General features: G+C 41.5%; 15 protein-coding genes. 7 read left to right on the top strand and 8 right to left on the bottom strand.

The genetic code is table 11. The features are described from left to right. Positions 1–19: 19 nt before the first annotated feature. The 5 genes from PASHI_RS03220 to nadK form a co-directional block, all read right to left on the bottom strand. The gene (locus PASHI_RS03220) at positions 20–2,062 is read right to left on the bottom strand and encodes an ATP-binding protein (protein ID WP_062564563.1); all 2,043 of its coding nucleotides are present in this window, start codon (positions 2,060–2,062) and stop codon (positions 20–22) included. 66 nt (positions 2,063–2,128) lie between these two features. Beyond that, positions 2,129–2,527 carry a hypothetical protein gene (locus PASHI_RS03215; RefSeq protein ID WP_062564562.1) on the bottom strand — a complete coding sequence of 133 codons (399 nt, stop codon included), beginning with the start codon at positions 2,525–2,527 and terminating at the stop codon, positions 2,129–2,131. 53 nt (positions 2,528–2,580) lie between these two features. Further along, positions 2,581–4,254, bottom strand: a complete 1,674-nt coding sequence (recN, locus tag PASHI_RS03210) for a DNA repair protein RecN (protein ID WP_062564561.1) — start codon at positions 4,252–4,254, stop codon at positions 2,581–2,583. Between the two features lie 68 nt (positions 4,255–4,322). Next, positions 4,323–4,886 carry a hypothetical protein gene (locus PASHI_RS03205; protein WP_063527477.1) on the bottom strand — a complete coding sequence of 188 codons (564 nt, stop codon included), beginning with the start codon at positions 4,884–4,886 and terminating at the stop codon, positions 4,323–4,325. A gap of 94 nt (positions 4,887–4,980) precedes the next feature. Continuing rightward, a complete protein-coding gene (gene nadK / locus PASHI_RS03200; RefSeq protein WP_062564560.1) occupies positions 4,981–5,865 on the bottom strand; it encodes an NAD(+) kinase in 885 nt (294 codons plus the stop codon). A 120-nt stretch (positions 5,866–5,985) separates the two neighbouring features. On the opposite strand from nadK, the gene PASHI_RS03195 reads away from it, so the two are divergent. Then, positions 5,986–6,930: an HrcA family transcriptional regulator gene (locus PASHI_RS03195; RefSeq protein ID WP_062564559.1), complete on the top strand. Its 945-nt coding sequence runs from the start codon at positions 5,986–5,988 to the stop codon at positions 6,928–6,930. Between the two features lie 58 nt (positions 6,931–6,988). Next, a complete protein-coding gene (gene grpE / locus PASHI_RS03190; RefSeq protein ID WP_054551515.1) occupies positions 6,989–7,597 on the top strand; it encodes a nucleotide exchange factor GrpE in 609 nt (202 codons plus the stop codon). 67 nt (positions 7,598–7,664) lie between these two features. Here grpE and PASHI_RS03185 read toward each other — a convergent pair whose 3' ends face one another. After that, positions 7,665–8,855 carry a Bcr/CflA family efflux MFS transporter gene (locus PASHI_RS03185; RefSeq protein WP_055022171.1) on the bottom strand — a complete coding sequence of 397 codons (1,191 nt, stop codon included), beginning with the start codon at positions 8,853–8,855 and terminating at the stop codon, positions 7,665–7,667. Positions 8,856–9,047: 192 nt separating this feature from the next. Between PASHI_RS03185 and PASHI_RS03180 the strand changes: the two genes are divergently transcribed. Continuing rightward, positions 9,048–9,845 (top strand): M48 family metallopeptidase, encoded by a 798-nt coding sequence (locus PASHI_RS03180; protein WP_054561706.1) that lies wholly within the window; start codon positions 9,048–9,050, stop codon positions 9,843–9,845. Positions 9,846–9,955: 110 nt separating this feature from the next. Here PASHI_RS03180 and PASHI_RS03175 read toward each other — a convergent pair whose 3' ends face one another. Next, a complete protein-coding gene (locus PASHI_RS03175) occupies positions 9,956–10,738 on the bottom strand; it encodes a nucleoside-binding protein (RefSeq protein WP_058585218.1) in 783 nt (260 codons plus the stop codon). 92 nt (positions 10,739–10,830) lie between these two features. Next, on the bottom strand, positions 10,831–12,144 hold the full coding sequence (locus tag PASHI_RS03170) for a Na+/H+ antiporter NhaC family protein (RefSeq protein WP_054561704.1): 1,314 nt from the start codon (positions 12,142–12,144) through the stop codon (positions 10,831–10,833). A 280-nt stretch (positions 12,145–12,424) separates the two neighbouring features. Between PASHI_RS03170 and dapB the strand changes: the two genes are divergently transcribed. The 4 genes from dapB (at position 12,425) to greA (ending at position 18,329) form a co-directional block, all read left to right on the top strand. Further along, a complete protein-coding gene (dapB, locus tag PASHI_RS03165) occupies positions 12,425–13,222 on the top strand; it encodes a 4-hydroxy-tetrahydrodipicolinate reductase (protein ID WP_062564558.1) in 798 nt (265 codons plus the stop codon). Between the two features lie 207 nt (positions 13,223–13,429). Continuing rightward, positions 13,430–14,566 (top strand): glutamine-hydrolyzing carbamoyl-phosphate synthase small subunit, encoded by a 1,137-nt coding sequence (gene carA, locus PASHI_RS03160; RefSeq protein ID WP_062564557.1) that lies wholly within the window; start codon positions 13,430–13,432, stop codon positions 14,564–14,566. Between the two features lie 16 nt (positions 14,567–14,582). Further along, complete coding sequence (carB, locus tag PASHI_RS03155; RefSeq protein ID WP_054561701.1) at positions 14,583–17,801, top strand: carbamoyl-phosphate synthase large subunit; 3,219 nt, start codon at positions 14,583–14,585, stop codon at positions 17,799–17,801. A gap of 51 nt (positions 17,802–17,852) precedes the next feature. Next, the gene (gene greA, locus PASHI_RS03150) at positions 17,853–18,329 is read left to right on the top strand and encodes a transcription elongation factor GreA (RefSeq protein WP_054551507.1); all 477 of its coding nucleotides are present in this window, start codon (positions 17,853–17,855) and stop codon (positions 18,327–18,329) included. Positions 18,330–18,373: the final 44 nt, after the last annotated feature.

Here is an 18,373-nt window from a genome sequence, read left to right as displayed (position 1 = left end):
GGTGGAAAAATGGAGAGGCTTATTTATTGCCTAAAGGCAGTAATATTCTGATACATAAGCCACCTGACTTACCTGGTAACGCGTTAATATTACCTGACATCAACTCAACAAAACTCTGACAAATTGATAACCCTAAACCAGACCCCCCCGATGCACGGCTACGAGACTCTTCAACACGATATAATCGGTCAAAAAGTTTGCCTATATGAGCTTTACCGACACCGGGAGAAGTATCATCGACTTGAATAAACAGCTCTTGCTTGTTGGCCCGAACTTTAAGGCGAACATGGCCTGGGGTGTCTGTGTATAGACACGCATTAGTAAAAATATTGTTGAGGATTTGGTCGAGCTTTTGTTTATCTACCGTGATCTCAACATCATCAGCAATAACAATATCAGCAAAAAATGTGAGCTGATGACTGCAAACATAACGGCGCATGTCTTGCTCGTATTCAGCAAAAATTTGCGCGGCATTATATTGGTGAAGATTCAATGTCAGGGTTTTGTTTTCAGCTTGAGATAACTGGTACACATCTGAAATTAAGTTATTAAGTTGCGCTATCTTGCCATTAATTTTGCTGTAGGCGAGATCGCGGTTCTCTTGAATATCGAGCTCAAGCGCTTCTATATGCAGTTTTAATACACTCAGTGGGGTGCGTAATTCATGAGAGATATCAGCAAGCATTTTGTCTTTTTCAATTAAGTTATATTGATAAAGCTTGGCTTTAAATAACGCTTTTCGATGCTTGAAATAATAGAGTACTAGCGCAAGGGTACTAAACAACAAAACAATACCAGCAGATAACAACCAAATTTGTTTTTCTAGTCGCTGGTTATTCATTTGTGCAGTTGCGAGTTTGTTTTTTTGAATTTCATCATCAATACGTTGCTGTTGCTCGATTGCTGTTAATTGCTTTTTATTTTTTTCGACGGCTTTATTTAAATGTTCTTCAAATAAAGACTCGGCCAGTTTATTTTCAAGCTTTAGCTGCTCAGCTGCAAGCTTGTAATCACCGATAAGTTCAGCATAAATTGCGGTATAGCCGTGCTGTTTTTGATTCAATAAGCGGTTATTGATATCAGTTAATAACTCTTTTGTTCGACTTAAATAGAGACCAATTAGCTCAGGGTTTTTAAGTGCTAAATGTAATTCAATTAAGTTAAAGTAAGAGTAAATTTTACTTAAAGCAGAGCCAGATTTAAGCGCTGCGTTGAGCCCAGACTCTGCACTACTCAATGCCATATGCTGGTTGCCAATTTTCAAATACAATTGCATCAGCGTATGCTTCGCCGTCGCCATATTTTCATAGGCATTGATATCGGCTAAACGGGTATAGGCATTATTTAATAAGGGAAGAGCCTGCTCTAAATCGCCTCGTTTATACACCAGCTTGGCAAGTTGTAAGCTGGTATCTGCAATATTCATTTGGTTGTTGGTTTTAATATCAAACTCGAGTGCTTTTTTATAGAAGTACTCAGATTGCGAGCGATCATCAAGCCTGTGAGCAAGGTTTGCTAAGTTATAAAAGTTAGTGGCAACTAGTTCATAATTATCGCTATTTTCTAATAACGCTTGTGCTTTTACTTGATGATGCATTGATTGTTCAAGATCATTAAGCGTGTCGTATAGTGAACCTAAATTGCTATGGCTTTGTGCTTGTAGGTTTTTGTCTTCAAGCTCATTTGCAAGTGCTAAGGCTGCTATATAATGATTTTTTGCTTCTATTGTTTTTACTTGGCGACGGTAGTTGATCCCTAGCTCTTTTTGAATGTGGTATTGGTCTTTTTTACTCAAACTAGCAAGCTTTTGTAATGGCGATAGCAGTTCTATCGCCTCGTTATAATGACCTTGTTTACGTAAAAGAGGCGCTTGTGCCATAGCAATTTCGGGGGGCGATGTAGCGGTGTTATTATCTTTGTATTGCTCAAGAATAGTGAGTGCTTCACTGAGCTTGCCTTGGTTCTCAAGGTCATTGACTTGATTTAATAGAGAGCTGGGCAGTGAGGTTGCTACACACGAAAAAGACAGTAAACACGTAGCGATAAGTAAAGAGTATTTCATTTGTGGTTAGAATAAGCTTAATGTGTTCTTATACTAACCAGCAAATGTGTGCAAATTATGGAGCGGCTACCAACAGCCTGTCAGAGAGCTTTTAACTCTATTAGTGTGTTGTTTAAGCAATAAATAACTTATACCAACAAGTAATGTATGGCCGATTGCTAATACAATTAACCATGACGAAAAGTCGCGTGTTAATTGATTAACAGCTAGCATGCTAATTAACATTAATACTAAAGATGAATTTAACACAGTTTGTAGTAACTGCTTAAAGCGTAAATGCTTCCAACGACTCCAAACAATCAGTAAAAATGCGGTAGTGGGGAGTATAAATAATATACATTCAATTAACGTAACGAATAACTGAGCGCTTTGAGAAGGCGGAGCAGCTGTTGCACCTTGTGAATGGTTAGAGCTTAAGGCAACCAATCCAAGCACCACAGTGATAAACATATTTTTAATATTCATTCATAAACTCTAAACTAATAAATCTTTAGCAGCTAAACACCCAAGCATTCAAATTAGGCATGCGCGTTTATGAGCTCTTTTGCATTGGCTCTTGCCATTTTACTGATGTTATCGCCAGCGAGTAGTCGGGCAATTTCATCGATACGGCCATCTTTTGAAAGTTTATTCATTTGCGTAAAGGTTTCGCCGTTTGCAATTTCTTTGGCTACAAAAAATTGCTGATGCCCAGAACTTGCAACTTGTGGCAAGTGAGTTACACAAATAACTTGGGTCGATTTACCTAGCTGGCGTAATAGCTTGCCGACTGCAGAAGCAGTAGGGCCTGAAATACCCACATCAACTTCATCGAAAATCAGTGTCGGCGTTGTAACACGCTGAGCAATAATGACCTGAATAGCTAAACTAATGCGAGATAATTCACCACCAGAGGCCACTTTAGACAGTGCTTGCATTGGTTGACCTGGGTTGGTCGATACTAAAAACGACACAGTATCAAAACCCATTGCACTTGGTGCTTTATCGCTAGCTTGTTGAATATCAATAGCAAACTTGCCGTTTTCCATCGATAAATTCGCCATGCTATCACTAATTAACTGATTAAGCGTATCTGCATAACTATGGCGGCTTTCACTTAATAGTTGAGCTGCTTGTTTGTACTGCTCAAGGGCATCGCTGATTTCGCTTTCAAGTGCCACAAGGCGGTCGCTGTTATAACTAATTGATGCTAATTCTTCAGAGATTGACTGGTGAAACTCAACAAGCTCTTCTGGCTTTATGTGATGTTTACGGGCAAGATCCATAGCACCTGTTAAACGAGTTTCAACTTCGTCTAAGCGTGCTGGGTCTAAGTCGGTAACATCAACATAGCTGCGTATCTCGCGGCTTGCTTCTTCAACTTGAACGGCAGCTTCACTCAGTAGTGATGCTATGCTAGATAAGCTCTCATCGTAGCTTGCTAGTTCTGCAAATTGTTGAGCACTATGTTGCAATAATGAACACGCACTTTGCTCATCACTTTCGTATAAGTGTTGTAGCTCACGTTGGCATGACTCTAAAATAGTCTGGCTATGGCTTAGTTTATGATGCTCAGCTTCAATCTCTTCAAATTCACCCGGTTGCAGAGCAAATTCATCAAGTTCGGCTACTTGATACTCAAGTAATTGCTTTTGAGCTGCTTGTTGCAGCTGTTGTTGTTCAAGCTGATTAAATTCTTTGAGTAAGGCTTGATAGGTTTTAAAGTGCTCTTTAACATCAGCTAATAACTGATTGTGGCCGGCATAGGCATCAAGCAGATGTAGCTGGTGTTCAGCTTTTAATAAATGTTGATGGGCATGTTGCCCGTGAATAGAAATTAAGTACTGACCTAACTCTTTTAACTGTGCAGCGGTAACTGAGCTGCCATTAATATAGCTTTTGCTACGGCCATTTTTGCAAATAACACGGCGTAGTAAACATTCGCCTTCGTTGTTTGAAAGTAAATGTTGCTCTAAAAAGTGTTGGGCAAGAGGGAGTTGGCTAATATCAAATTGTGCGCATATTTCTGCACGATCAGTACCAGGGCGAACGGCACCAGCATCAGCGCGTTCACCTAAACATAAAGAGAGGGCATCAATTGCAATTGATTTACCCGCACCTGTTTCACCTGTAATGGCTGTCATACCATTGTGCCACTCAGTACTTAAATTACTTACAATGGCAAAGTTTTTAATTTCTAACCCGATTAACATACTGTTTATCCATCCAGCTAATTAACTGTTAATTTATACAGTGTTTTCGGGTTTTGCAAATTAAATTTTTAAGCTTTGCTTAATTCTGACAATTGATTTTCTGGTGCGGAATCATCTGACGCTTGTGTGCTCTGGGCTGGCGGCTGATCGTCTTGTAAATCGGCTGGAGGCTGATATTTAATTACTTCAATGAGTGATGGAAGGGACTCTTGGTAAAACGCTTTGTTATATTCAATACCATTATAAGGTAATTCAGCCATGAAATACTGTAATCTGTCTGCAAGCTGATCAATCTGTTCTGGGCTTTGTGCTTTACTGGCTTCCATAATGATTGTGTTAAGCAGTAAATCACTAATGTATTCAAGATATGTGAGGTTTTCTTCGTTATGGGCTTGCACAACAAAGTAATTGCTAGTGATCATGCTCAAACGCGAGATGTTCTTCGGACGAATGATTTTACTCTCGCTGAAATCAATTAACTTATCTTTAAAATCATTATTGATTTCTTTTACTCGTTGATTAAAACGTTTTTTTTCAGCTTCAATAGCCTTGCGACGGTTGCTCTCAACCATCCAGTAACAACCTAGCAAGGTGATCAGTAATAACAGAGCAAGAAAAACGATATAGCTCATTTCGCCTTAGAATCCTTAAAATAATACAGCATTAAGTTTGATTATTTTGCGCTATTCAATGTGCCTTGGCAATCAATTGAGATAAAAAAGCCGCTTAAAATAAGCGGCTTCCCCAGTTTAATTTTTTTCTTAATACATTGTAGTAAGAGTATTCTTTAGGGTGGATCAAGCGCAGACGCTTATCTGCTTTTTTTATCACCACTTCATCGCCAGGTAATACAGCTAAAACCACATGGCTGTCACAACTGACTTGCAGGCTATCAGTATTTTCAAGACTGAGCTTTAAACGCACTTCGTTATCAGCATCAACCACAAGAGGGCGGCTTGATAATGTGTGCGGGAACATAGGCACAAGTGAAATCGCATTAAGCTCTGGCGTCAAAATCGGCCCACCACCAGATAATGAATAAGCAGTTGAGCCTGTAGGTGTTGAAACAATTAAACCGTCCGAGCGTTGCGAGAATACAAAATCGTTGTTAATAAAGGCCTCAAACTCAATCATATGAGCAACTTTATCGGCATGAAGTACTGCTTCATTCACTGCCAAGTTTGCACTTTTGAGTTCGGCATGGCGATATACTTCAACTTCAAGCAAGAAGCGTTTTTCTTCGAGGAACTGGCCACTTAATACTTGTTCAAGGCTGGCTTCAAAACCTTCTGGGTTTAAATCAGTTAAAAAGCCTAAATTACCACGGTTTACACCAATTACGGCAACATCAAAACGCGCTAAAACTCGAGCTGCACCAAGCATATTGCCATCACCGCCGACGACTATGGCTAAGTCTGCACGTTCACCTAAATCAACCAATTTAACAAGGTTCTCTCGGGGAAGATCTTCAAGTTGGCGGCCAGTGCGCAGCTCTACTAGCACTTCAAAACCCAAGGCTCGCAAAAATGTGTGCAGGCGAGCAAGTGTGGCAGCTGCCCCGCTGTGATTAGGTTTGCCAATTAAACCTATGGTTTTAAACGGTGAATCCATGTTATTTGCACTTAAACTTTCATATCGCTAGATTACATTAAAAACTAATGCTTTGAAAATAACTTGAAATAAACTTGCTGCGCCCAAATATCCACTGGCAAGTACCAAGATGTATAAATTATGAAATTAAATCCGCGTGACCAACAAATTTTTTCAGCTGTAATGAGCCTTTACTGTAATGGTGAAGGTCAGCCTGTTGCCTCTACCCGTATTGCCAAGCAAAAAGGTATGGCGGTATGTTCAGCTACTGTGCGCAATGCAATGGCACGGCTTGAAAAAGAAGGCTTACTCTATTCGCCACATACTTCTGCTGGCCGCGTACCTACCAATGCCGGGTTTGATTATTGGCTTACTGAGTTTTTTGCTCTGCCTGAAATTGCAACATATTGGCAGCCCGAGCAAGCACAATTAGTTGAGCTCGCCCATGGTTTGAGTCAGCGTTATAAGGTGTGTTGTTGTGTGGGCTTACCTCAAGTCAGTTCACAGCTGGTCTTTCGAGTAGAGGTGCTTGATTTTGATGGTAGCAATTGGCTTATTCTACTCATCGATAGAGCAGGGCAAAGCCATAACATTTGCATTACCAAACCTGAAGATTCATCTGATGCCGTTCGTTACCAGTTTGCTACTTGGCTTAATACGGTGTTTAGCCAGCAAACCTTAATGGAAGGCTTATATCGAATGCAGGCAATGGCAGCCACTGCACCACATAATTGCCATGACTCTTTAACACAATGGACTCGGCAATTAAGTCAAAAACTCGGTTCAGATAACAGTATTGTGGTAGGTGAAAACTACCTTTACCGCCAAGTTGATTGCCAAACCAGTTTAAACATTGGTGTATCGTTTTTAAATTTTGTTGAAGACAAACTCGCATTTAAAAATGGGTTATCGGTGTTAAACACAGAACAATTGCCATTTACAGACTGTAATGAGTTGATGGTGATCAGCGTTCCTTATTTCAATAACCATGAATACCAGAGCCGATTTTGCGTAATTTGTCCAAAATCAGCGCAAATAGAAGCAATCATCCAAGAATTTAAGTTAATCGGCTCATCAGCCTCTTGAATCTTTTAATTCAATCCCCATAATTACCGCAGTTGTAAAGAATTGGAGCATGTAAGCTATGTCTGAGCAGACAAAATCACCAGAGCAAGAAGTTGAACTAAACGAAGAATTTGAACAAATGCAAGCTGAAGTAGAAGCTGCAGAAAAAGCGGCTGAACAAGTTGACGGCGAAGAAATGAGCCCTGAAGCTGAAATCGCACTACTACACAGCGAATTAGAAGCGGCTAAACAAACGATCAACGATCAAAAAGACAGTGTTGTTCGTGCTGCTGCAGATGTTGAGAACATGCGTCGTCGTGCCGCTCAAGATGTAGAAAAAGCGCATAAGTTTGCACTTGAAAAGTTTGCTAACGAATTACTACCTGTTATCGATAACCTAGAGCGTGCGATTGAGTTTTCTGATAAAGAAAATGAGCAGCTTAAGCCTGTGCTTGAAGGTATCGAAATGACTGTTAAGAGCTTTAATGATGCGGTATCAAAATTCGGTGTTGAAATTGTTAACCCACAGGGTGAACAATTTAACCCTGAATTCCATCAAGCAATGTCAATTCAGCCAAGCAATGATGTAGCGCCAAATACTGTTCTTGCAGTAATGCAAAAAGGTTATACATTAAATGGTCGTTTATTACGCCCTGCAATGGTTATGGTATCGAAAGAAGCTGAATAAGCTTTAAAGAGATATAAAAAATGCCTGTTAATTACAGGCATTTTTTTATTACAATTGTGTTCAATATTTAAGTCGATTGGTATCGTTTTCGATGCCAAAGCTGTACAAGTAAGATCAGTATCAGTGCGCTGAACATCATAGCAGAAAATGGAATCGCACTTTGTGGGTGAACAAAAGCAAGGATAGGCCCAACTAAAGCGCCACTGCCGAATCTCAGGGTACCAATAACAGCTGTTGCAGTGCCTGACTTTTCCTCAAATTGCATCAGTATTAATGAGTCTGCATTACTCGCGACAATACCCAAGCTCATCATCAGTGGTGCGATGGTAGCAACGATAAAATACAGCGATAAATGCATCACACTGAATAACAACAATGCCCCGCCAGACACAAAGCCAATACCTAGCCCAATAAATAACAGTTTACGAGAACCTAAGCGCGGCACTAAACGTGTATTCATAAAGTTACCGAACATTAAAGCCAGCACGTTAAAGGCGAATAACACACCGAACAATTGCTCATCTACTTTGAAGAAATCGAGATATACATAAGGTACCGATGTTAAAAAGCAAAAGAATGCAAATGAGGCAAACATTGAGCTGGCAATATCGGCAAGGGCACTACGACGAGAAAATACCGTTTTATAACTATTAAAGAACAGTGCCAAGCCACGTTGCTGACTCTTAAAGATTGGAATATCGATTAAATGAATTTGCACCAAAGCTAAAATGGCAAAACTGTAAGCAGCTAATGCAATGAAAATAACCTGCCATGTTGAAATTCCCATGATTAATGAGCCTAGAGTAGGGGCAATTAACGGGGCAACCATCATAATCATCGAGACATAAGACATGCCTTTGGCGGTGTTCTCTCGGTAAATGTGGCGAATAATACCCGGCACTACGACTGTCGCAGCGGCACCAGTGAATGCTTGCACGGCTCTTAAAGACCAAAATAATTCGATGTTAGTACAAAATGCCAGTGCTAATGAGCTGATGCCAAATAGCGCTAAACCCACCTTTGCGAGTAATCGCCTACCAAGTTCATCGGCTATCGGACCAAAAAACAACATACCCAAGGCATAACCCGCTAAATAAATACTGAGCGAGATTTGCACATTTGGCATGGTAGTTTGCAAGTCGTTGGCAATCACCAACATTGCCGGTAAATATAAATCAATTGCTAAAGGCGTAATCGCGACAATACTTGCCAGTAAAGGTAATAAAATGCGTTTATTTAAAGTCTCAGGGGAAGGCATTGTTTACTCATTCATCAAACATTAGGTCACTATTGTAGCAGTGTGAATCACTGTGGTGAACTTAGTTTGCCTGCTAAGTAAAAGAATTAACTAAATGATAACAACTGAGTGGGTGATTGTTCATTTTCATATAAAATTAAGCAATGCTTTGCTATATTAGCCACAATTACACTAAGTATTTGAAGGACTAGTATGAAAAAGTTAATCATGGCAGTGTTAGCCACCGCTGTTTTAGCTGGCTGTAAAACCTCTCCAACAGGGCGTACACAAATCGCGCTTTATTCAGACCAACAAATGAGCCAAATGGGTCAAGCAAGCTTTGCTGAAATGAAAAAAACACAGCCTGTTAATACCGATCCTGGCGTCAATGCTTATGTGAAGTGTATCGCTGATGATGTTATTGCCGTTTTACCTAACGAGTATGCAAAGCAATCGTGGGAAGTAGTAGTGTTTGAAGAAGATTCAGCAAACGCATTTGCATTACCGGGGGGTTATATTGGCGTTCATACAGGTTTATTAAAAGTTGCTGTAAATCAAGACCAACTGGCAACGGTACTAGGTCACGAGGTTGCACACGTTATTGCTGAGCATTCTAATGAACGTGTATCACAAAATGCATTGTTACAAACAGGTCTGCAAGTTGGTGGTGCAGCACTTGATATGGGGAATGTGCAATATCGCGGCGAAATAATGCAAGCCTTAGGCTTAGGCGCACAGTATGGTGTTGTTTTGCCATTTAGCCGCTCACATGAATCAGAAGCAGATATTGTTGGCTTAGATTTAATGGCAAAAGCAGGGTTTAACCCAGAGCAATCAGTGTCGCTTTGGCAAAATATGAGTGCAGCTGGTAGTAGCGGTACCCCAGAGTTTATGTCGACTCACCCTGCACCAGGTAACCGTATTAAAGAGCTACAAAAGCATATGTCGGATGCATTAAAAGCCCAACAAGCTGCTAAAGCAAAAGGCAAAACCCCACAGTGTAAACTGTAAAGAGTATCTATAGAAATTAAAAAAGCCTGTACTCAGTGATGACTACAGGCTTTAATTTTTTCAGCTTTCAGCTTTCAGCTTTCAGCTTTCAGCTTTCAGCTTTCAGCTTATTAGAACGTCCACTCAACGTGAAGTTGTGGTACTGACTCAGTTGTGTCTGTACCTAGCTTGTTGTGCCAGTATTGCCACTCAAGGCCTAGCAGTAAGGTGTTTTCTTTCATGCTCATTGCGTGACCTAAATCCCACGTAATGATTGGCTGCGCTAAAATCCACGCTTTAACATCTTCGCCAAATTCATTTTCACGCTCTGCAATGTATTCAACATGGCCTGTTACGTTGAACTTTTGTGAGCCAATAGTAAATGGGTAGCCCCAAGCAACATCAATCATCCAGCTGTTTGTTTCAGTTGGTGCACCACCGCGTGCTACGCCTTCACTGTCATCGATGTAAGCGGTAAATAAAGTAGATAAAAAGCTAAAGCCCGGTGCTTGCCAGCTAAGCTTTACACCAGGTAAATACTTAAGAACTTTCGAGTCACCTGCGGCATTAAAACCTGCCGTTAAACCCACATCAGCAATTGCGCCGTATGAGAAATCACTGCCAGAGATTTTTGATAAGCTAAATGTTGAATACCACTCACCGTAAAAGTCTTTATCTTGATAGCCATCTTGACGGTCGTCGTCGCTGTAATCAATAAAAAAGAAGTTGTCGCCATAGTCATATCCAGACGCATGCTGTAGTGATACAACCGTGGTATTTGACTTAGTTAATGAAAACGGGTTTTTGTGTTCACCGTTATTAACGTGTAATTGCGTAGAGCTCCAATTAGCGGCATAGCTCGAAGTACTTACTGCACAAAGCGCAGCAACAGAAAGGATCTTTTTCAAGTTCATATCTCAATATTGATGGTGTAAAGGGGGATACAAAGGTTGGATTATAGCAGATACGCCCATATTTGGGCGTATCTTGAGAAAAATTATTTAAGTTATGCTTTATTTCGGCGTAAGCAAATTACTGCAACGGCAGTAAAGGCAAGAATAAAGCAGTAGTAAGAAGAGGTAGAGACTTCCCATGGGCTAATTTTGAATGTTGCGCCGAGTAGAAGTGCTTGTGCGCCATACGGCAATGAGCCTTGCGTAACACAAGCAAAAATATCAAGTAAGCTTGCTGAACGCTTGCCTGTAATTTCGCCATCATCTGCTAATTTTTTAGCAATTGGGCCTGCAACAATAATAGACACGGTATTATTGGCAATACATAAGTTACTAGTCATCACCAGTGCAGCAATACCTAATTGATCTGCTACTTTACGGTGCCATTTTGCAATGATTTTTGTAATTGCCTGAATTTTGTTAGCAATATAATCAAGACCACCATTAATACGGATAAACTCTGAAAGACCGCCAATAAACATCGATAGCAAGAAAATTTCCTGCATATCAGTAAAGCCTTTATAAACATCTTTTACAAAGCTTGCACCTTCATAGCTGCCAGTAAAGCCCATAAGTGCAGCGAAGATTATACCGCTAAACAGCACCACGAATACGTTAAAGCCCATTACCGCGAGCACTAAGATAAAGGCATAAGGTAATACTAGTAAGATATCGAAGTCTTGTGTTTCTACAGCTTCTGCTGCAGGCGTTAAGAAGAATAACAAGCCGATAGTTAATGCCGCAGCAGGTAAGGCGATTTTTAAGTTCTCACGAAATTTATCTTTCATTTCACAGCCTTGCGTGCGGGTTGCAGCAATAGTTGTGTCAGAGATGATTGATAAGTTATCACCAAACATGGCACCTGATACAATCGTGCCTGCCATCAGAGATGGATCAATGCCTGTTTTTTGGGCGACGGCATAAGCAATCGGGCCAATCGCACCGATAGTACCCATTGAAGTACCCATCGCAGTCGACACTACCGCAGCAATTAAAAATAATCCTGGTAGTAACAGAGCAGGTGGAATAAGTGATAAACCGGCATTAACTACGGCATCAACACCACCGGTCGCACCAGCAACCGCAGAAAACGCACCGGCCAGCAGATAAATCAAACACATAGTGATAATGTTGCTATGGCCAGCACCTTTAATAAAGGTTTCAACACTGTGGTTGATGGTATTTTTATTTAAGATAAACGCCAGCATGATGGCTGGCAAAATTGCCACAGGAGCAGGCAATTGATAGAAGGCGTAATCGACACCTTGAGACTGTAAGTATAAGCCAGCGCCTAAAAATAAGCCGACAAACACCAAAAGCGGCAGCAAAGAAAGTTTTGCTTTTGTTTTATTAAATGATGGCTGCATCATATTCCTCGTTAGATAACCAATAACACAGCCAAACACTTCTTTTAGCTGTATTTAGTTGTGTCTAAAAGACAACAACAGCGCCCGCAAGCCAAAGACCAAATCGGCGCAAAGGAAGAAGTTTAAATGTATAGATGGCTAAATGCAAAGACTATCTGTTATTATTGTTGTTCTATTAATAAATCTAAAATTAGCTCTGTATTTTTTATAAGCTAACCTGACTATTACATGAGTTTTCGATAAAATCCAGCCAGCTAAGAAGAATAGATAAGGTAACTATATGAACCGCATAGGTGTATTTGGCGCAAACGGCCGCATGGGACTTGCACTTTTAGAAGCTGTCTCAAAAAAAGATGACGCAACATTAACGGGCGCGTACGTGCGTGATAACTCGCCACTTTTAGATATTGCGGTTAATCAATTAAACAGCGCTGCATCAGCAGATGTATCATTTAGTAAAGAAACAGACGTAAAAGATGCAGATGTATTGATTGATTTCACTTTACCGGCAGGAATGCGCAACCATTTAAAAACAGCGGTCGAAAAAAATATCGCCATGGTAATTGGTACTACGGGCCTTAACCAAGATGATCTTGATGCGCTTAATGATGCCGCGAAACACATTCCGATTGTTTTTGCCCGCAACTATAGCGTAGGTGTGAATTTACTGCTTAACTTAGTGCAGACTGCGGCTGTGAAGTTTGGCGATGATATGGATATCGAAATATTTGAGGCCCACCATCGTCACAAAATCGATGCGCCATCAGGAACTGCATTGGCAATTGGTGAAGCGATTGCCGAGGCAAAAGGTTGGCAGCATGATGAAGTCGCGCGTTTTGATAGAAGCAATGACGAACACGCTAAATCGCAAAATGAAATCGGTTATTCAGTCATGAGAGGCGGAGATATAGTAGGTGAACACACCGCATATTTCGCAACTTCTGGCGAAAGGCTAGAATTAACTCATAAAGCAAGTTCAAGAATGACCTTCGCATTAGGTGCTGTAAGAGCTGCGGGCTGGTTGAAAAGTAAACCAGCTGGACTTTATGACATGCAAGATGTGCTTGACTTGAAGTAGTTTAGTTTCTTTTTTGGCAGTTTCAGTGAATTTTTAGTTAATAACGCTTATTTTTACTATTTTATTAATTAAGATTAGATCTGAGTGCTAATTTACTGTAGAATAGCGCCAATTTGCCAAAAATTCATAAATGCGTGTTTCCAATCGCTATAAACGGGCAGTAGAGCAAATGACTTTACTCCCGTTTTTTACTGTTAGGAGGTTAACTTGACTAAATCCGCTCTGTTAGTCCTAGAAGACGGCACAGTGTTTCGCGGTACTGCAATCGGCGCTGACGGCATGTCAGTCGGTGAAGTAGTATTCAATACGTCTATGACTGGTTATCAAGAAATTTTGACTGACCCTTCATACGCGGAACAAATCGTAACTTTGACGTACCCACATATCGGTAATACGGGTACTAACAGCGAAGACGAAGAAGCGGGTCAAATCTGGGCTAAAGGCCTAGTGATCCGTGATTTGCCACTGCTAGCAAGTAATTTCCGTAACGAGCAATCGTTAAGTGATTACTTAAAAGAACGCAATATCTTAGGTATTGCTGACATCGACACTCGTAAATTAACACGTATCTTACGTGATAAAGGCGCTCAAAATGGTTGTATCATTGCAGGCGACGAGTTAGATGAGAATAAAGCGCTTGAAGCTGCGCAAGCCTTCCCAGGCTTAAAAGGCATGGATTTAGCAAAAGTTGTCTCAACCAAGGAAAATTTTGAGTGGCGCGAATCAAGCTGGACGTTAGGTTCAGGCTTTAAAACGCTAGAAGCAGCAGACGAGAAGTTCCACGTTGTTGCTTATGACTTCGGTGTTAAACGTAATATCTTACGTATGTTAGTTGACCGCGGTTGTAAATTAACCGTTGTTCCTGCACAAACATCTGCAGAAGACGTACTGGCATTAAACCCAGACGGTATCTTCTTATCAAATGGCCCAGGCGACCCTGAGCCGTGTACTTACGCGATTGAAGCAATTAAAACTTTCCTAGAAACAGACACGCCAATTTTTGGTATCTGTTTAGGTCACCAATTACTTGCACTTGCTTCAGGTGCACAAACGGTGAAAATGAAGTTTGGTCACCACGGTGGTAACCACCCAGTTAAAGACCTTGACCGCAATGTTGTAATGATCACAGCGCAAAACCACGGTTTCGCAGCTGACGAAGCAACATTACCAGCGAATTTACGTGCAACTCACGTTTCTTTATTCGATGGTACGCTACAAGGTATTCACCGCACAGACAAGCCTGCATTTAGCTTCCAAGGTCACCCTGAAGCAAGCCCAGGTCCACATGATGCGGCACCATTATTTGACCACTTCATCGACCTGATGCAAACTCGTTCTAACTAATTTAACCGGAGTAACAATGCCAAAACGTACCGACATAAAAAGCATTCTTATCTTAGGCGCAGGCCCGATCGTAATCGGTCAAGCTTGTGAATTTGACTACTCTGGTGCACAAGCGTGTAAAGCACTACGAGAAGAAGGCTTTCGAGTAATTCTTGTAAACTCGAACCCTGCAACTATCATGACTGACCCTGAAATGGCGGATGCGACGTACATCGAGCCAATTCACTGGGAAGTGGTAGAGAAAATCATTGAAAAAGAAAAGCCAGATGCAGTACTGCCTACTATGGGTGGTCAAACAGCATTAAACTGTGCGCTTGATTTAGATAAGCACGGTGTACTGGCAAAACATGGTGTTGAGCTAATCGGTGCAACTGCTGATGCAATCGATAAAGCTGAAAACCGTGAGCGTTTTGACGTAGCAATGAAGAACATTGGCCTTGAGTGTCCGCGTGCAGAAATCGCTCACTCAATGGAAGAAGCACATGATGTACTTAGCCGCATCGGTTTCCCATGTATCATTCGTCCATCATTCACTATGGGTGGTACCGGTGGTGGTGTTGCATACAACCAAGAAGAATTTGATGAAATTTGTGAGCGTGGTTTAGATTTATCACCAACAAATGAACTTTTAATCGATGAATCATTAATCGGTTGGAAAGAGTACGAAATGGAAGTTGTTCGTGACAAAAACGACAACTGTATCATCGTATGTTCTATCGAAAACTTTGACCCTATGGGTGTTCACACTGGTGACTCAATCACGGTTGCACCAGCGCAAACACTGACTGATAAAGAATACCAAATCATGCGTAATGCATCGATGGCGGTACTTCGTGAAATCGGTGTTGAAACAGGTGGTTCAAACGTACAGTTTGGTGTAAACCCAGTTGATGGCCGTATGGTTATCATCGAGATGAACCCACGTGTATCGCGTTCTTCTGCACTAGCATCAAAAGCAACCGGTTTCCCAATTGCGAAAATCGCTGCAAAACTAGCAGTAGGTTACACCCTTGATGAGCTACAAAACGACATCACTGGCGGTAAAACACCAGCGTCTTTCGAGCCTTCAATCGACTACGTTGTTACTAAGATCCCACGTTTTAACTTCGAAAAATTCGCAGGTTCAAACGACCGTCTTACAACACAGATGAAGTCTGTGGGTGAGGTTATGGCGATTGGCCGTAACCAACAAGAATCACTGCATAAAGCACTACGTGGTCTTGAAGTAGGCGCAACGGGCTTTAATCCAATTGTTGCCCTTGATGATCCGAAAGCAAAAGAAAAAATCATCCGTGAATTACGTGAACCAGGTGCTGAGCGTATTTGGTACGTTGCTGATGCAATGCGTCACGGTATGAGCGTAGAAGACGTATTCGAATTAACTAAGATTGACCCTTGGTACTTAGTTCAAATCGAAGACATCTTAAAAGACGAAGCAACAATCAGCGAAGTAGGTATGGCTGGTTTAAATGCTGAGTTTTTACGCAAGCTTAAGCGTAAAGGTTTTGCTGATGCGCGTATCGCTGAAATTGCCGGTGTTTCTGAAGCAGAAATTCGTAAGAAGCGTCACCAGTTAGATATCGTGCCTGTATATAAGCGCGTTGATACCTGTGCTGCAGAGTTCAGCTCAGACACAGCTTACATGTACTCATCTTATGATGAAGAATGTGAAGCTAATCCATCTGACAAAGATAAAATCATGGTAATCGGTGGTGGTCCTAACCGTATCGGTCAAGGTATCGAATTCGATTACTGTTGTGTTCACGCAGCATTAGCTTTACGTGAAGACGGCTATGAAACAATCATGGTTAACTGTAACCCTGAAACTGTTTCAACTGACTACGACACATCTGATCGTTTATTCTTCGAGCCAATCACGCTAGAAGATGTATTAGAAATCGTACGCGTTGAAAAGCCAAAAGGTGTTATCGTTCAGTACGGTGGTCAAACACCACTGAAACTTGCTCGTGAACTTGAAGCGAATGGCGTGCCAGTTATTGGTACTTCACCAGATGCAATCGACCGTGCAGAAGACCGTGAGCGTTTCCAACAACTTGTTGAGCGTCTAGATCTTCTTCAACCAGAGAATGCAACAGTTACGTCTTTAGAAGAAGCGATTGTTAAGTCTGCTGAAATCGGCTTCCCACTTGTTGTACGTCCTTCATACGTACTAGGTGGTCGCGCAATGGAAGTGGTTTATGATGAAGACGATTTACGTCGTTACATGACTGAAGCTGTATCAGCGTCAAATGAAGCGCCAGTACTACTTGACCACTTCTTAGATAACGCAATCGAAGTTGACGTTGATGCTATCTGTGACGGTGAGCAAGTAATCATCGGTGGTATCATGGAGCACATTGAGCAAGCAGGTGTTCACTCAGGTGACTCAGCGTGTTCATTACCAGCTCACTCACTAACTGCTGAAGTACAAGACGTAATGCGTAAGCAAGTGACTGATATGGCACTAGAGCTTGGCGTAGTAGGTCTGATGAATACTCAGTTTGCTGTGAAAGACGGCAAAGTTTACTTAATCGAAGTAAACCCTCGTGCTGCGCGTACAGTACCGTTTGTTTCTAAAGCGACAGGTATTGCACTTGCTAAAGTAGCGGCACGATGTATGGCGGGTCAGTCGCTAGCAAGCCAAGGTATTACAAAAGAAGTAATCCCTCCTTACTACAGCGTAAAAGAAGTGGTACTGCCATTTGCTAAGTTCCAAGGTGTTGACCCAATCCGTGGCCCAGAAATGCGCTCAACGGGTGAGGTAATGGGTGTTGGTGAAACTTTCGCCGAAGCATTCGCAAAAGCACAATTAGGTGCAAGCAACACTTTACCACGCGGTGGTCGCGCGTTACTATCGGTACGCAACAGTGACAAACCACGTATCGTTGAACTAGCTAAAACCATGACTGATCTTGGTTTCGAGCTAGATGCGACAGGTGGCACTGCAAAAGCACTTGAAGAAGCTGGCATTGCAGTTCGTCGCGTGAATAAAGTATACGAAGGTCGTCCTCATATTCTTGATAGAATTAAAAATGGTGAATACAGCTACATTGTAAACACTACTGAAGGCCGCCAAGCGATTGAAGATTCGAAGGTGTTACGTCGTGGTGCGTTACAGCATAAGACTAACTACACAACGACTCTGAACGCGGCATTTGCTAACTGTACTGCAAACCAAGCAGATGACCGTAGCAAGGTGACGTCAGTTCAGGAACTACATCAGCGAATGAACTAAGGAAATGTGCCAAGGGCGAGGCAATCGCCCTTGGGATTAAGTGAGAATAATATGCAATCAATTCCGATGACAGTTCGTGGTGCAGCATTACTGCGCGAAGAACTTAACGAATTAAAAACAGTTACCCGTCCAAAAATCGTTGCTGATATCGCTGAAGCACGTGAGCACGGTGATTTGAAAGAAAACGCTGAATACCATGCTGCTCGTGAGCAACAAGGTTTCTGCGAAGGCCGTATTCAAGAAATTGAAGCGAAGCTTTCAAATGTGCAAATCATTGATGTAACTAAAATGCCTAACACAGGTAAAGTTATTTTTGGCACAACGGTCACTATCGTTAATGTTGAAACCGATGCTGAAGTAAAATACCAAATCGTAGGCGATGACGAAGCAGATATCAAAAATAACCTGATTTCTGTTAACTCACCAATCGCGCGTGGTTTAATTGGTAAAGAGGTAGATGATGCCGTTATCATTAAAACACCAAACGGTGAAGTAGAGTACGAAATCATTGAAGTTGAGTATATTTAGTAGCTTAACCAAGCATTGAGAAAAACCGCAGTTCATACTGCGGT

The sequence above is a fragment of the Pseudoalteromonas shioyasakiensis genome (assembly GCF_001550135.1).
GTDB classification, from domain to species: Bacteria; Pseudomonadota; Gammaproteobacteria; order Enterobacterales; family Alteromonadaceae; genus Pseudoalteromonas; species Pseudoalteromonas shioyasakiensis.
The sequence above is the reverse complement of the archived record's forward strand: the minus strand, read 5'-3'. Positions and strand labels throughout refer to the sequence as shown.

Bases quoted from the DNA above. Each gene is read 5' to 3' on its own strand.
- PASHI_RS03185 (WP_055022171.1), bottom strand. From the start codon at position 8,855: ATGCCTTCCCCTGAGACTTTAAATAAACGCATTTTATTACCTTTACTG.
- PASHI_RS03175 (WP_058585218.1), bottom strand. From the start codon at position 10,738: ATGAACTTGAAAAAGATCCTTTCTGTTGCTGCGCTTTGTGCAGTAAGT.
- grpE (WP_054551515.1), top strand. From the start codon at position 6,989: ATGTCTGAGCAGACAAAATCACCAGAGCAAGAAGTTGAACTAAACGAA.
- nadK (WP_062564560.1), bottom strand. From the start codon at position 5,865: ATGGATTCACCGTTTAAAACCATAGGTTTAATTGGCAAACCTAATCAC.
- PASHI_RS03195 (WP_062564559.1), top strand. From the start codon at position 5,986: ATGAAATTAAATCCGCGTGACCAACAAATTTTTTCAGCTGTAATGAGC.
- PASHI_RS03180 (WP_054561706.1), top strand. From the start codon at position 9,048: ATGAAAAAGTTAATCATGGCAGTGTTAGCCACCGCTGTTTTAGCTGGC.
- PASHI_RS03220 (WP_062564563.1), bottom strand. From the start codon at position 2,062: ATGAAATACTCTTTACTTATCGCTACGTGTTTACTGTCTTTTTCGTGT.
- PASHI_RS03205 (WP_063527477.1), bottom strand. From the start codon at position 4,886: ATGAGCTATATCGTTTTTCTTGCTCTGTTATTACTGATCACCTTGCTA.
- greA (WP_054551507.1), top strand. From the start codon at position 17,853: ATGCAATCAATTCCGATGACAGTTCGTGGTGCAGCATTACTGCGCGAA.
- PASHI_RS03215 (WP_062564562.1), bottom strand. From the start codon at position 2,527: ATGAATATTAAAAATATGTTTATCACTGTGGTGCTTGGATTGGTTGCC.
- carB (WP_054561701.1), top strand. From the start codon at position 14,583: ATGCCAAAACGTACCGACATAAAAAGCATTCTTATCTTAGGCGCAGGC.
- dapB (WP_062564558.1), top strand. From the start codon at position 12,425: ATGAACCGCATAGGTGTATTTGGCGCAAACGGCCGCATGGGACTTGCA.
- PASHI_RS03170 (WP_054561704.1), bottom strand. From the start codon at position 12,144: ATGCAGCCATCATTTAATAAAACAAAAGCAAAACTTTCTTTGCTGCCG.
- recN (WP_062564561.1), bottom strand. From the start codon at position 4,254: ATGTTAATCGGGTTAGAAATTAAAAACTTTGCCATTGTAAGTAATTTA.